General features: G+C 64.4%; 12 protein-coding genes and 1 pseudogene. 4 read left to right on the plus strand and 9 right to left on the minus strand.

Annotation, left to right across the window (positions count from 1 at the left end):
• Positions 1-73: 73 nt before the first annotated feature.
• The 6 genes and pseudogenes from M2432_RS06700 to M2432_RS06725 all read right to left on the minus strand — a co-directional run.
• Positions 74-1,240 (minus strand): pyridoxal phosphate-dependent aminotransferase, encoded by a 1,167-nt coding sequence (locus tag M2432_RS06700; protein WP_280825975.1) that lies wholly within the window; start codon positions 1,238-1,240, stop codon positions 74-76.
• Positions 1,237-2,223 carry a linear amide C-N hydrolase gene (locus M2432_RS06705; RefSeq protein ID WP_280825976.1) on the minus strand — a complete coding sequence of 329 codons (987 nt, stop codon included), beginning with the start codon at positions 2,221-2,223 and terminating at the stop codon, positions 1,237-1,239. Before M2432_RS06705 ends, M2432_RS06700 begins: the two co-directional genes overlap by 4 nt.
• A 35-nt stretch (positions 2,224-2,258) precedes the next feature.
• The gene (locus M2432_RS06710; protein WP_280825977.1) at positions 2,259-3,200 is read right to left on the minus strand and encodes an acyl-CoA dehydrogenase family protein; all 942 of its coding nucleotides are present in this window, start codon (positions 3,198-3,200) and stop codon (positions 2,259-2,261) included.
• A complete protein-coding gene (locus M2432_RS06715; RefSeq protein WP_280825978.1) occupies positions 3,197-4,153 on the minus strand; it encodes an acyl-CoA dehydrogenase in 957 nt (318 codons plus the stop codon). The genes M2432_RS06710 and M2432_RS06715 overlap by 4 nt, the downstream gene beginning before the upstream one ends.
• Before the next feature lie 9 nt (positions 4,154-4,162).
• Complete coding sequence (locus M2432_RS06720; RefSeq protein WP_280825979.1) at positions 4,163-5,287, minus strand: acyl-CoA dehydrogenase family protein; 1,125 nt, start codon at positions 5,285-5,287, stop codon at positions 4,163-4,165.
• Positions 5,288-5,295: 8 nt separating this feature from the next.
• Positions 5,296-5,412: pseudogene (locus tag M2432_RS06725) on the minus strand (hypothetical protein); the annotation flags it as partial.
• 102 nt (positions 5,413-5,514) lie between these two features.
• Here M2432_RS06725 and ipdE1 point away from each other — a divergent pair.
• Entirely contained in the window at positions 5,515-6,663 is a 1,149-nt protein-coding gene (gene ipdE1, locus M2432_RS06730) for an acyl-CoA dehydrogenase IpdE1 (protein WP_280825980.1), read from the plus strand.
• The gene (gene ipdF, locus M2432_RS06735; RefSeq protein WP_280825981.1) at positions 6,663-7,451 is read left to right on the plus strand and encodes a (5R,7aS)-5-hydroxy-7a-methyl-1-oxo-2,3,5,6,7,7a-hexahydro-1H-indene-carboxyl-CoA reductase; all 789 of its coding nucleotides are present in this window, start codon (positions 6,663-6,665) and stop codon (positions 7,449-7,451) included. The genes ipdE1 and ipdF overlap by 1 nt, the downstream gene beginning before the upstream one ends.
• A gap of 75 nt (positions 7,452-7,526) precedes the next feature.
• On the opposite strand, the gene M2432_RS06740 is transcribed toward ipdF, so the two are convergent.
• Positions 7,527-8,594, minus strand: coding sequence for an IS110 family transposase (locus tag M2432_RS06740; protein WP_280825982.1), 1,068 nt, complete (start codon positions 8,592-8,594; stop codon positions 7,527-7,529).
• Between the two features lie 304 nt (positions 8,595-8,898).
• A complete protein-coding gene (locus M2432_RS06745) occupies positions 8,899-10,140 on the minus strand; it encodes a CaiB/BaiF CoA-transferase family protein (protein ID WP_280825983.1) in 1,242 nt (413 codons plus the stop codon).
• Positions 10,141-10,392: 252 nt separating this feature from the next.
• On the opposite strand from M2432_RS06745, the gene kstR2 reads away from it, so the two are divergent.
• Together kstR2 and fadA6 are read left to right on the plus strand one after the other, a co-directional pair.
• Positions 10,393-11,013 (plus strand): TetR family transcriptional regulator KstR2, encoded by a 621-nt coding sequence (kstR2, locus tag M2432_RS06750; protein WP_280825984.1) that lies wholly within the window; start codon positions 10,393-10,395, stop codon positions 11,011-11,013.
• A 25-nt stretch (positions 11,014-11,038) separates the two neighbouring features.
• Complete coding sequence (fadA6, locus tag M2432_RS06755; RefSeq protein WP_280825985.1) at positions 11,039-12,193, plus strand: steroid 3-ketoacyl-CoA thiolase FadA6; 1,155 nt, start codon at positions 11,039-11,041, stop codon at positions 12,191-12,193.
• A gap of 366 nt (positions 12,194-12,559) precedes the next feature.
• Here the strand turns inward: fadA6 and M2432_RS06760 are convergent, their stop codons facing one another.
• Complete coding sequence (locus M2432_RS06760; protein WP_280825986.1) at positions 12,560-13,156, minus strand: QsdR family transcriptional regulator; 597 nt, start codon at positions 13,154-13,156, stop codon at positions 12,560-12,562.
• Between the last annotated feature and the right edge of the window lie 70 nt (positions 13,157-13,226).

Here is a 13,226-nt window from a genome sequence, read left to right on the forward strand (position 1 = left end):
GGACGGTACCGGGTCGGACAAGTGACGGGTGCATGCGGCGGCAGGCCTGCCGCCGTGGCGTGGTCCGGTTGGGTTAGTAATTTGCCAGCCAGGGACCCAGCCTGCGCAGCGCTTCCGCGATATCTGAATGCGGGCCGGCGAAGGACAGCCGGACGAACGACCCACCGTGCTGTGTGTCGAAATCCACACCTGGTGCGATGGCCAGGCCGGTGTCAGCCAGCAGCGTTTCGCAGAACGTCAAAGAGTCGGTGGAGTACTCGGAGATGTCGGCGTACACGTAGAAGGCGCCGTCCGCCGGGGCCAATTTGTCGAGCCCGATCTTGGCCAACCCGCTCAGCAGCAGTGCCCGGTTCTCGGCGTAGTGCTCGACCAGCGCGTCGGCTTCGGCGACCGACTCGGGGGTGAAAGCCGCGACGGCCGCATACTGCGGCAGGGTCGGGGGGCAGATGGAGAAATTACCGGTCAGACAGTCCACCGCGCGGCGCAGCGGCTCGGGCACCAGCAGCCAGCCCAGCCGCCAGCCGGTCATGGCGAAGTACTTCGAAAAGCTGTTCACCACAATGGCATTGCGCGATGTTTCCCAGGCGCAGCTGGTCGCGGGTGCACCCTCGTAGACCAGGCCGTGGTACAACTCGTCGCTGACCAATTGGACGCCGTTGCCGTCACACCAGGTGGCGATGGCGGCCAGGTCTTCGGCCGGCAGCACTGTCCCGGTGGGGTTGTTCGGGCTGGCGACGATCAGACCCTTCACTGGCGGGTCGAGTTGTTCCAACATGGAAATGGTTGGGTGGAAACGGGTTTCGGGCCCGCACGGCATCTCGACCACTTCGCAGCCGAGCGCCGAGAGGATGTTCCGGTAGCACGGATAACCGGGACTGGCCACTGCGACGCGGTCACCGACGTCGAAGCAGGACAGGAACGCCAGCAGGAATCCGCCGGTCGAACCGGTGGTTACCACGACCGCGTCAGGATCAACCTCGATGCCGTACCGCTGTCGGTACGACGAGGCGATGGCCTCCCGCAACTCCGGAATCCCCAGGGCGACGGTGTATCCGAGGTTGTCGTTGGCCAGTGCCTTGGCCGCGGCGTCGCGGATGGGTGTGGGTGCCTGTGCGGCGGGTTGGCCCGCCGAGAGGTTCACGAGGTCGCCGTGGCTGCGTTGCCGTTCAGCCGCGGCCAGCCACACGTCCATCACGTAGAACGGTGGGATACCCGCGCGCAGCGCTACCGGATTGGTCATCCGGCCAGCCCGAGGAATTCGAAAGGCTTGGCCTCGACGAACTGGGCCGAGGTCTCGCCGGCGAATGTATGTGATTCCCCCGGGCCCAGATCCAGCTTGCGCACCGATGCTGTCTCGCTGAAGTCGAGCTTGTTCAGGTCGACCCAGAATGCGTTGGGAGTCAATGCGGATTCGAAGAAATAGAGCTTGCGGGTGTGGTGGGCCACCGTACGCCACCGCGTCGAGGAGATGTTCGGTTCGTCGGGGGTGGAGATGCCGAACGGGACCGAGACATTGCGCACGACACTCAACACCGCCGCGAGTGCGATCTCCGGGTCGTCGGATTTGGGTACCGCATTGACGTAGAACGATGCGCGAGCGAACCGGTCAGCGGCGCGGTTGGTGCCGGGAAGCATCACCGTGCCGCCGAGCTGGGCCCAGTAGGCGTTGATTGCCAACTGCTGATCGAAGATCGGCGAATTCGTCATGACCTGGTAGTCGCGGCTGTGATGGATGGTTTGCCGGCCGTCTATGTACTCGACGATGGCACTGTCGCCGGTTGCGTCCGACAGCGACAGGTGAAGGGTGGCCAGCCGGTCTTGACCGGGAACGCCTTCGGTCACCACGACGAACGGCTCGGTCTGCAACTGTTCGACGGCCTCGGCGACGGTGGCGAAGTTGTCCAGTACGTACTGCGCCCACAGTGAGATGGCCACGCCGGGCCGTGTCCCGTCATATTTCGGATACCCGGATTCGGCCAACCACAGCAGGTTGGCCGACAGCCCGACATCGTTCAAGCCTTCGGTGGTGCACAGTTCGTAGGCGCTGGCAACCACGCTGCCGTACTTCGCGGTCCATTCAACCGAATTGGTCCCCGCCTTACCGGTACGCCTGATTCCACGCGGCAATGCCCACAGGTTGGTCGCCAAATCCAGCTCCCAGTCCATCGATCGCCCGGTGATGATGTTGCCGTTCGGGCCGAGGTAGACCAGCCGTGTGCACATGTCCCGCATCCTACGGCGGCGCGTGATGCCGCAGCTCAGGCTTGGAGTGCTTCGGCTTCGAGGCGACGCAGGTGCTCCCGCGCCGGTCCGAGCAACTGCGCGCTGCCGTGTGCCCGCTTGAAGTACAGCTGGATGTCGTGTTCCCAGGTGATCGCAATGCCACCATGCATCTGGATGGCTTCGGCGGCAACGGCATTGAACGCCTCGGTCGCCATGAAACGGGCCAGCGACGCATTGGTCGGGGTCGGGTCGGCGACGGCGTCGTTGACGATCGAACGCGCGGCGGACACCTTCACGTACAGGTCGGACATGCGGTGCTTGAGCGCCTGGAAACTGCCGATCGGCCGGCCGAATTGCACTCGGTCCTTGGTGTAGGCCACGGTCAGATCCAGGCACCGCGCGGCGGCGCCGACCTGCTCGACGGCCATCAGGATCGCAGCGGTGTCGGCCACGCCGGGGTCGGCGCCCAGGTTCTCGGTTGCACCGGCGGTGACCGCTGCCAGGCGCCGGGTGGGGTCCATTGCGGTCGATGGGGTGGCGGTGACGTCGGTCCAGCGGGTCAGCCGGCCATCCTGAGCGGCGATCACCACGTCGGCGACGTCGCCATTGAGCACGTAGCCGGCATCGAAAACGACGGTGCCGACAGACGTTCCCTCGGCCAGGCCTTCGAGCGGCTCATGGTTGTCGACGGCCAGCAGAGCGACCTCGGCCAAGGTGGTGCTCAACAGGGGGGTGGGTACCAGGCCCTTGGCCAGCTCCTCGAGAACCACTGCGGCGTCGGCCAATTCGCCGCCGGCGCCACCGAGTTCCTCGGGAATGATCAGCGCTGCGGCACCGACCTGCTCGCACAACAGTTGCCAGAGGTTTTCGTCATAACCCTTGTCGGAGGCCATGGCGGTCCGCACCGCTTCAGGGTTGGCGTGCTTTTCGACCAGCGCAGCGACGGTGGCGCGCAGCATGTCCCGTTCTTCGCTCACTTGATGCCCTCCAAAACGCGGTTGCGGTGCCATGTCGAATCGCCCCATGCCGACCGTAGTGCTTGAGTGCGCAACAGCAGCAGAGACAGGTCGTGTTCCTGGGTGAAGCCGATGGCACCATGGGTCTGCAGTGATGAGCGTGCTGCCAGCAACGCGGCCTCGTTCGCAGCGACCTTGGCGGCGCTGACGTCACGTGCGGTGGTGTCCGATCCGTCGGCCAGCGCCAGTGCGGCGCCGTAGACCAGCGGACGGGCCAACTCGACGGCGATGTGCACGTCGGCCAGCTTGTGCTTGATGGCCTGGTACGAGCCGATCACCGTGCCGAACTGGGTGCGTTGCTTGGCGTATTCGACCGACATATCGAGCATGGCCTGGCCGGCACCGACCAGCTGTGCTGCGGTGGCCAGCGCACCGAATTCGAAAGCCTTTGCGGTGTCGGCGCTTTGCGCGTCGCCCGATGCGGTCACGTCGAACAGGCGACGAGCTGGGTCGACCGAGTCGTGCTGGTCGCCGGCCGCAGCGTCCTGGACCTGGCCGTCACCGGCGAGCAGGATCAGCCCGGCGGTGTCGGCGTCGACAGCGCGCGGCGTCAGCGGCGGTTGCGCGACAGCGGCGATCAGCTCACCGGACGCAAGGCCCTCGCTGCGGGAGTCGGCAGCCAGCAGAACCGGCGCCACCGCAATGGATTCGGTGACCGGACCGGGTACGGCCCAGTAGCCGAGCTTCTCCAATGCGACCACCAGATCAACTGGGTGGGCACCGATACCGTCGAATTCTTCCGGCACGTTGAGCGCGGTGACGCCGAGTTCGGACAGGGTCGACCAGACCTTGCGGCCGGGCGCGGTATCGCCTTCGCCCCAAGCCCGCACTGCGGCAGGCACATTGGCAGCGCCGAGGGCCGCGTCGATACTGGCCGCGAAATCGCGCTGGGATTCGTCTATTTCGAAGAACACGTCTGATCCTTATTTCCTGGGCAGGCCCAGCAGCCGCTCGGCGATGATGTTGCGCTGAATCTCGTTGGTACCGGCGTAGATCGGACCGCCCAGGGCGAACAGTAGGCCCTCGGTCCAGTGATCGAACAGTTCGGCGTCGGCGCCACGCAGATCGAGAGCTGTCTGGTGCAGTGCCACGTCGAGGTCGGACCAGAACACCTTGGTGACCGACGACTCCGCGCCCAGTTCACCGCCGTTGGCCAGGCGGGTGACGGTGCCGAACGTGTGCAGCCGGTACGCCTGAGCCTTGATCCATGCGTCGGCGACGCGCTCGGCGTAAGCCGGGTTCTGCTCTTCTTTCCATTGTGCGACAAGGCGTTCGGCAGGGGCCAGGAAGCGGGCCGGGCTACGCAGTGACATACCGCGCTCGTTGCTCGAAGTGCTCATGGCCGCGGTCCAGCCGTTGTGCACACCACCGATGACATCCTCGTCGGGCACGAACACGTCGTCGAGGAAGATCTCACCGAAGCCAGTATCGCCACCGAGTTGGGCGATGGGGCGGACGGTGATGCCGTCGGCCTTGAGGTCGAACATGAAGTACGTCAGACCCTTGTGGCGCTGGGCTTCCGGGTCTGAGCGGAACAGGCCGAAGCCGCGATCACCGAATGGGGCGCGCGAACTCCAGATCTTCTGGCCGTTCAGTTTCCAGCCGCCGTCGACCTTGGTGGCGGTCGAACGCAGGGATGCCAGGTCGCTACCGGACTCGGGCTCGGACCAGGCCTGGGCCCAGATCTCTTCGCCCGAAGCCATTTTCGGCAGGACGCGCTGCATCTGCTCCTGCGTGCCATGGGCGAACAGCGTCGGTGCCAGCATGGCGGTGCCGTTGGCGGAGGCGCGGCCGGGGGCGCCGGCGTGGAAATACTCCTCCTCGTACACCACCCACTGCAGCAGGGTGGCGTCGCGGCCGCCGTACTCCTTGGGCCAGGCGATCACCGAGAGGCCGGCGTCGAACAGCACCTTGTCCCAGACGCGGTGCTGCTCAAAGCCTTCGAGCGTGTCGTAGGACTTGGTGGGGAACTTGTCCTTGTTGGAGGCCAGGAAGTCGCGGACCTCGGCCCGGAATTCTTCTGTCTCGTCGTCGAATGTCAGGTCCATCTATCGACTCATCTCATCTCTCGAAGCGAAGGTTTGACCACTTTTCCTCCAGGGTTGCGCGGCAGGGCGTCCAGGAACGCCACCGATCGCGGGGTCTTGAAGTTCGCCAGATGTTCTTTGGTGTAGGTCTGCGGTGGGGTCTGCCGACCGGGCTGCTGGGTGCCGTCGGACCCACTCATCGGAACTCCCTCTAACAAAGCAAGTGCTTGGTAGGTTAGCCTACAAGGGTGATAGAGGTCCAGACGTTCCGGGCCGAGGTCCGGCAATGGCTTGCCGACAACCTCGTCGGTGAATTCGCAGCCCTCAAAGGCCTTGGTGGTCCCGGCCGCGAGCACGAAGCTTTCGAAGAACGACGCGCGTGGAACCAGCACCTGGCCGCCGCCGGGCTGACCTGCCTGGGATGGCCGGAGGAGTACGGCGGCCGCGGCCTGTCGGTGGCGCACCGCGTGGCGTTCTATGAGGAATATGCCAAGGCGGATGCCCCGGACAAGGTCAACCACTTCGGCGAGGAACTGCTCGGCCCGACGCTGATCGCATACGGCACCGAGGAGCAGAAGCGGCGGTTCCTGCCGAACATCCTCAATGTCACCGAGCTGTGGAGCCAGGGATATTCGGAGCCCGGCGCCGGCAGCGACTTGGCCAACGTCTCGACCTCTGCCGAGTTGGTCGGCGACGAATGGGTGATCAACGGACAAAAGGTCTGGACGTCGCTGGCGCACTGGGCGCAGTGGTGCTTTGTGGTGTGCCGCACCGAAAAAGGCTCGAAGCGCCATGCCGGGCTGTCCTATCTTCTGGTGCCACTGGATCAGCCGGGTGTTGAGGTGCGTCCGATCGTCCAGCTGACCGGCGACTCCGAGTTCAACGAAGTTTTCTTCGACGACGCCCGGACCGAGGCCTCGCTGGTTGTCGGTGAGCCCGGCGACGGCTGGCGGGTTGCCATGGGCACGTTGACCTTTGAGCGTGGCGTTTCGACGCTGGGCCAGCAGATCCGTTACAAGCGCGAGCATGCGGGCGTCGTTGCGCTGGCCAAACAGACTGGTGCGTTTGATGATCCGTTGATCAGGGAGAAGCTGACCCGGTCCTGGACCGGTTTGCAGGCCATGCGTTCGTACGCGCTCGCGACCATGGATATTGAGCAGCCCGGCCAAGACAATGTGTCAAAGCTGTTGTGGGCCAACTGGCACCGCGAACTCGGCGAGATCGCCATGGAAGTTCAGGGGATGGCCGGTCTGGTGCTGCCCGACGGTGAGTTTGACGAATGGCAGCGACTGTTCCTGTTCTCGCGTTCGGACACCATCTACGGCGGGTCGAACGAAATTCAGCGCAACATCATTGCCGAGCGGGTGCTCGGCCTACCCCGAGAGGCTAAGGGCTGATGGACCTTTCTGTAGCTCCCAACGAGATTGAGGGCCACGGCCTGCTCAAGGGCAAGGTTGTTCTGGTGACTGCCGCCGCCGGTACAGGCATCGGTTCGTCGACCGCGCGTCGTGCGCTTCTCGAAGGTGCCGATGTTGTGGTGTCGGACTACCACGAGCGGCGTCTGAATGAGACCCGTGATCAGCTGGCGGAGCTTGGCCTGGGCCGGGTTGAGGCTGTGGTGTGTGATGTGACGTCGACCGAGGCCGTTGACGCGCTGATTGCGTCGGCCGTCGAAAAGATGGGCCGCCTGGACGTATTGGTCAACAACGCCGGCCTCGGTGGCGAGACACCGCTGGTCGACCTGACCGACGACGAGTGGGACCGCGTCCTGAACGTCACGCTGAACTCGGTGATGCGCGCGACCCGGGCGGCGCTGCGGTACTTCCGCGGTGTTGAGCACGGTGGTGTGATCGTCAACAACGCCAGTGTCCTGGGCTGGCGCGCCCAGCACTCGCAGTCGCACTACGCCGCCGCCAAGGCCGGGGTGATGGCCCTGACCCGTTGCAGCGCAATCGAAGCCGTCGAGTACGGGGTGCGGATCAACGCGGTGTCCCCGAGCATCGCGCGGCACAAGTTCCTGGAGAAGTCGGCCGATGCCGCGCTGCTGGACCGGCTGTCCTCCGACGAGGCATTCGGCCGTGCCGCCGAGCCGTGGGAAATCGCCACCACCATCGCGTATTTGGCCAGTGACTACTCCAGTTACCTGACCGGTGAGATCATTTCGGTGTCGAGCCAGCGGGCGTAGTTTTCATCCGGCCGCGAGGTTCGGATATATGCACTTGCCCGCCTAATTGCGACAATGTTGATGCTCCTATAGACGTCAACACGTGGTTGGTTGGTCTTCGTGGTGGTGTAGGTGTGTGGTGCGGGACCAGATTTCCCGGATCAGATAGCGTTTGAGGCAGCGCAGGATTTCGGGCTTGGTTTTGCCTTCGGCGGTGCGTCGGGCGACGTAGGCGCGTGTGGGTGCGTGGTATTTCATGCGCACGACGATGATGCGGTGCAGTGCAGCGTTGGTGTGACGGTTGCCGCCGCGGTTGAGTCGGTGCCGGACGGTTTTCCCGCTGGATGCCGGGATCGGGCAGGCGCCGGCGAGTTTGGCTAGCGCGCGTTCGCTACGGATGCGTTCGGCGTTGTCGCCCATGGCGATCAGCAACTCGGCAGCATTGTCCGGGCCGATCCCAACGGCGGCGGTCAGGCGCGGCGCGATCTGATCGGTGAGGGTTTTCAGGTGGTGCTCGCAGGCGGTGATCTCCTCATTCAGACCCAGCCAGCGTCGTGCAATCGAGCGCAGTGTGTACCTGGTTGCGGCGGTCACTGACGTCATCTGGCCGGGTCGCAATGCCGCGCAGCGACGGAGCAGTGCCATGTTCGGCAATGGTTCGAGCTGCTCGCGCAGTTCGGCTGGAGCGTTGATCAGCACCGCTTTAAGGGATTGCATCGCCACGGTACGTGCCTTGACCGCAGCATCTTTGGCGATTTTGATCTGCCGGAGCATCTCCACGGCACCATCGGCGGCTTTCGGGACGGTACCGGCCTGTCCCGATCGCACCGCGCGGGCGGCATTCTCGGCGTCGATCACATCGGATTTGCCACGGCGGTGACGATCTTGGCGGTCCGGGCGCATCACCTCGATCACCTCGCTGCCGGTGCGCCGTACCGCCGCGGTCAGACCCCGCCCGTATGAGCCGGTGCCTTCGATCCCGAACTGCAAGTCAGTGCCCCAGTGCTGCGCCCAGTCGATCAACTCCCGATAGCCCGCACGATCGGCGGTGAACAGCGATGTGTCCAACAGCATTCCACGTTCATCGAGTGCTGCGGCGGCATGAACATGTTTGTGGGTGTCGACGCCGATGATGACTCGACCCGGCCCAGGTTGGGTTGGCATGATGGTGATTGCGACCTTTCAGCGGGTTGTGACGCTGGCCGGTCGGGTCAGGACAAGACTGTGATGGGACCTGAGTTACGGTCAGGCTCCTATAAGGTCACTGCCCCGGCTGGTCAGCACCATAGGGTGCGGCCACCTGACAGACGACAGATCAACTACAAGACACCCACACTCAGGGTCAGTCGCACAGCGGGTCAGCCCGCCAGGCAGCCAGATTCATCTTCACAGTCGCAATTAGGCGGGCATTTTCATGTGTGGCTGGCTCGCGATCTCGCGAGCCTGACCTGGTGGCGGACCCTCTCGATCAGATGATCGCCTGCTCCTGCAAGCCCGCGATCCGCGCCGCGTCATAGCCCAGTTCGCCCAGTATCTCTGCGCTGTGCTCGCCGATCAGCGGCGGCGGGCGGCGGATCGTCGCAGGCGTCGCGCCCATGCCCGCCAGCGGGCTGCCGATCAGGTCGACCGATCCGGCGGCGGCCCACATGTGCGGAGTCGTGGCGCGCAGGCCCCGGTGCTGCACCTGCGGATCATCCCAGACCTCCGCTAGATCGTTATAGCGCGCGGCCGGGATGCCCACGCTGTCGAACTTCGCCTGAAGCTCCTCCGTCGTGAACTGCCGGCTCCACACGTTGATGATGTCGATCAACTCCGCGCGATTGATCTTGGCCCGCTTGGCGTTGGTGTCGAAGCGCGGGTCGGCGTAGAGCTCGGGCCGGCCCATCAACTCCGACATGCGCCGCCAGTGGGCGTCGCTGCCGGCCGTAATGTACGTCATGCCGTCGCGCGCATGGATGAGGTCGGCGGGTCCGCCGCCGTTGCCGCCATTGCCCAGACGCTCCGCCTGGACGCCGTTGATCAGATAGTCCTGCATGATGTGGCAGATCATCGCCACGGAACTGTCAAGCAGCGCCATGTCGATGTGCTGGCCCTCGCCCGTGCTGTTGCGATGGTTCAGCGCGGCGAGGATCGCGATGGCGCTGTTGTGGCCGGTCACGAAATCGACCAGGCTGGGACCGGCCTTCACCGGACCCGCGCCGGGCTGGCCTTCGGGGATTCCGGTCACGGCCATCATGCCGCCGCTCGCCTGGAACAACCCGTCGTAGCCCGCGCGCGCCGCCATCGGCCCGGTCTGGCCAAAGCCGGTGATCGAGCAATAGATGAGGCGGGGATTGATCGCCTTCAGGCTCTCGTAGTCCAGCCCGAACCGCTTGAGGTCGCCGACCTTGTAATTCTCGATTAGGATGTCCGCGGTCTTGACTAGGGCACGCAGGATGTCCTGCCCCTCCGGTTTGGAGTGGTTGACCGTGATCGACCGCTTGTTGCGGTTCGACGCGGTGAAGAAGCCGGACTGGCGAAGGTCCTTGCCATCCTTGCCCTCGACCGAGGCAAGACCGTAACCGCGCCCTTCGTCACCGCTGCCCGGTCGCTCCACCTTGATGACGTCAGCGCCGAGGTCGCCCAGTATCTGCGCGCTGATCGGGCCGGCGAAGACGCGGGTCATGTCGATGACCCGGATACCCTCCAGGGCAAGCTGTGTCGTGCTCATGATCTCCTGCTACTCATCCATTTCAAATCGTGCTGCGCGCAATCATAGGGCTCGAATCGAAGCGCCCGACGCTTTGCGCACCCCATCTATCGGTCGCGGTCGAGAACCGCGCGCGTGACCTCGTCCGCCCTCAGGGCGGCGATCGCCTCAACGTGCGCGACCCAGGTGAGCACTCGATCTTTGTGTACGTAGTGGCCAAGTCAACACCGGCCCGACCTGCCCTAGCAAGCGCTTGGTTGCTATGCTGTGACGATGGCGCCCGAATCGCCCAATCAACCCGCCAGCCGGCGCGACGAGCTCCTTGAGCTCGCCGCGGTGATGTTCGCTGAGCGCGGGCTGAAGGCCACCACCGTTCGTGATATCGCGGACTCGGCGGGCATCCTGTCCGGCAGCCTGTATCACCACTTCAAATCGAAGGAACAGATGGTGGAGGAGATCCTTCGGGATTTCCTCGACTGGCTGTTCGCGCGGTACCGCGAAATCATCGATACCGAGCCCGATCCGTTGGAGCGGCTCAAGGGCTTGTTCATGACGTCGTTCGACGCCATCGAGAACCGGCATGCCGCGGTGGTCATCTATCAGGATGAGGCGAAGCGACTGGGATCGTTATCGCAGTTCGACTTTGTCGACGAACGCAACCGCGAGCAGCGCAAGATGTGGGTTGACATCCTGAATGAGGGTGTGGCGCAAGGCGTTTTCCGGCCCGATCTGGATTTCGACCTGGTGTACCGGTTCATCCGTGACACCACCTGGGTATCGGTTCGCTGGTATCAGCCCGGTGGGCCGCTGACCGCCCGTCAAGTGGGCGAACAGTATTTGGCAATCGTGCTCGGCGGAATCATCGACCCGACCAAAAACGTTGACAAGCAATAGGTTTCCTAACAAGAGGAGTTGAGAAATGGCTGCATCAGAGGCGTATGTCATCGACGCCGTGCGCACCGCTGTTGGCAAGAAGGGTGGCGGGCTCTCGGGTTACCACCCGATCGACCTGGGCGTCGAGGCGTACCGCGGCATCTTCGCCCGCAACGACGTCGACCCCGGTGCCGTCGATGACGCCATTGTCGGCTGCGTTGACGCCATCGGTGGGCAGGCCGGCAACATCGGCCGCCTGACCTGGCTGGCCGCCGGCTACGACGAGGCCGTTCCAGGCACCACCGTCGACCGGCAGTGCGGTTCTTCGCAGCAGGCCATTTCATTTGGCGCCCAAGCCATCATGTCCGGCACCGCCGACCTGATCCTGGCTGCCGGCATGCAGAACATGAGCCAGATTCCGATCAGCTCGGCCATGATCGTCGGCGAGCAGTTCGGCTTCACCTCTCCCACCAACGAGTCCAAGCGCTGGCTGGAACGCTATGGCGACCAGGAGATCTCGCAGTTCCGTGGCGCCGAGATGATCGCCGAGAAGTGGGACATCTCCCGCGAGGACATGGAGCAGTTCGCGTTCAACAGCCACCAGCGGGCGTTCGCCGCGATCCGCGAAGGCCACTTCGACAACGAGATCATCGAGGTTGACGGCTTCAAGGTCGACGAGGGTCCGCGTGAGAGCACCATGGAGAAGCTGGCTTCGCTCAAGCCACTGGTCGAGGGCGGCCGTCTTACTGCCGCGCTGGCCAGCCAGATTTCGGACGGTGCATCTGCCACGCTGCTGGCCTCCGAGGCTGCGGTCAAGGCTCACGGCCTCAAGCCGCGCGCTCGCATCCACCACATCAGCTGCCGCGGCGACGACCCGGTGTTCATGCTGACCGGTCCGATCCCGGCGACCAAGTACGCGCTCGCCAAGACCGGCCTGACCATGGACGACATCGACGTTGTCGAGATCAACGAGGCCTTTGCCCCGGTCGTGCTGGCCTGGGCCAAGGAGCTGAACGTCGATCTGGCCAAGGTGAACCCGAACGGCGGCGCGATCGCCCTGGGCCATCCCTTGGGTGCCACCGGCGCCAAGCTGTTCGCCACCCTGCTCAACGAACTCGAGCGCATCAACGGACGCTACGGCCTGCTGACTATGTGCGAGGGCGGCGGCACCGCCAACGTCACCATCATCGAGCGGCTCTGACGCCTACCAGATAGAACCAGAACTGCCCCTTTTCCGCCTGGGAAAAGGGGCAGTTCTGTTGGTGCTTGTTAGCTGGTCGCTGCGGCGCGGCGCCGGGCAGCTACTGTGCGAACGACTCCGCCGACAGCGGCGATCAACACCGGAAACGTTCCGATGACGTACAGCAGAAACATCTGCAGGTAAAGCATGTTTTCCTCCGGGCGATTCGGACGATCCAGGTATTTGGGCTGGTCAGAACGCTACGGAGCTACTCGTGGGTAGCAGATGTGCCGAGGCGACCAAGAAAACACGGGCGGTTGTATGCCGGATACAACGCTGATTTGGCGCCAGTACCGGGCCTCGAAAGCCGGAATATGGCCGAAATCGTCAGGGCCGATGGCCCAGGAGCGCCGCGATAGCCTGCTCGGCCAGGGTGATCTCCAGCGGTTCGCCGGTGATGATATCCGCGTACAGGAACGACTCCACGATGCGGACGATGAGATACGCCAAGTCGCGAGGCGTTAGCGACGGGTCGAGCAGACCGTGAGCGATTTCGTCGTTGAGGAGTGTCTCGATGGCGGCGACCACGCGGGACTGCACCGTCCCGGCGCGGGTGGTCAGAATCCGCAGCGCGCGTTCGGGTTCGCGGCGCAAGAACTCCTGGAAGAAGCCAGCCTCATCGATCACGGCGGCGAACTTCCCGACGACTGCTGCGACACGTTCGGCTCCGTGTCCGGGTGCCGCGTCGACGGCGGACGTGAGTGTCGGCTCTGCCAATGACCACATGATCTCCGCGAGCAGCTCGTCGCGACTGCCGACCCAGCGGAACAGGGTGGCCCGGTTGACACCGAGTTCTATTGCCAGTTCCCGCATTTCAATTCTGCGGCCGTCCAGAAACCAGCGGCGGGCAATCCGGAACGCCTCCATGGGGTCCGGCCGTCGCTCAGTCGAGGCGAGCATGCGTCCCAACCGTGTCTCGGCCATCTCGCACCTCCTCTGCGCTGCAGGCACCGCGCCGCCGCACCATATTACCGACTGCCGCTCAAGTGATATG

The organism is Mycobacterium sp. OTB74 (assembly GCF_029892685.1).
Taxonomy (GTDB): domain Bacteria; phylum Actinomycetota; class Actinomycetes; order Mycobacteriales; family Mycobacteriaceae; genus Mycobacterium.

Excerpts from the sequence above, each read along its gene's own strand:
- M2432_RS06700 (WP_280825975.1), bottom strand. The coding sequence starts at position 1,240 with ATGACCAATCCGGTAGCGCTGCGCGCGGGTATCCCACCGTTCTACGTG.
- M2432_RS06705 (WP_280825976.1), bottom strand. The coding sequence starts at position 2,223 with ATGTGCACACGGCTGGTCTACCTCGGCCCGAACGGCAACATCATCACC.
- M2432_RS06720 (WP_280825979.1), bottom strand. The coding sequence starts at position 5,287 with ATGGACCTGACATTCGACGACGAGACAGAAGAATTCCGGGCCGAGGTC.
- ipdF (WP_280825981.1), top strand. The coding sequence starts at position 6,663 with ATGGACCTTTCTGTAGCTCCCAACGAGATTGAGGGCCACGGCCTGCTC.
- M2432_RS06740 (WP_280825982.1), bottom strand. The coding sequence starts at position 8,594 with ATGCCAACCCAACCTGGGCCGGGTCGAGTCATCATCGGCGTCGACACC.
- M2432_RS06745 (WP_280825983.1), bottom strand. The coding sequence starts at position 10,140 with ATGAGCACGACACAGCTTGCCCTGGAGGGTATCCGGGTCATCGACATG.
- kstR2 (WP_280825984.1), top strand. The coding sequence starts at position 10,393 with ATGGCGCCCGAATCGCCCAATCAACCCGCCAGCCGGCGCGACGAGCTC.
- fadA6 (WP_280825985.1), top strand. The coding sequence starts at position 11,039 with ATGGCTGCATCAGAGGCGTATGTCATCGACGCCGTGCGCACCGCTGTT.
- M2432_RS06760 (WP_280825986.1), bottom strand. The coding sequence starts at position 13,156 with ATGGCCGAGACACGGTTGGGACGCATGCTCGCCTCGACTGAGCGACGG.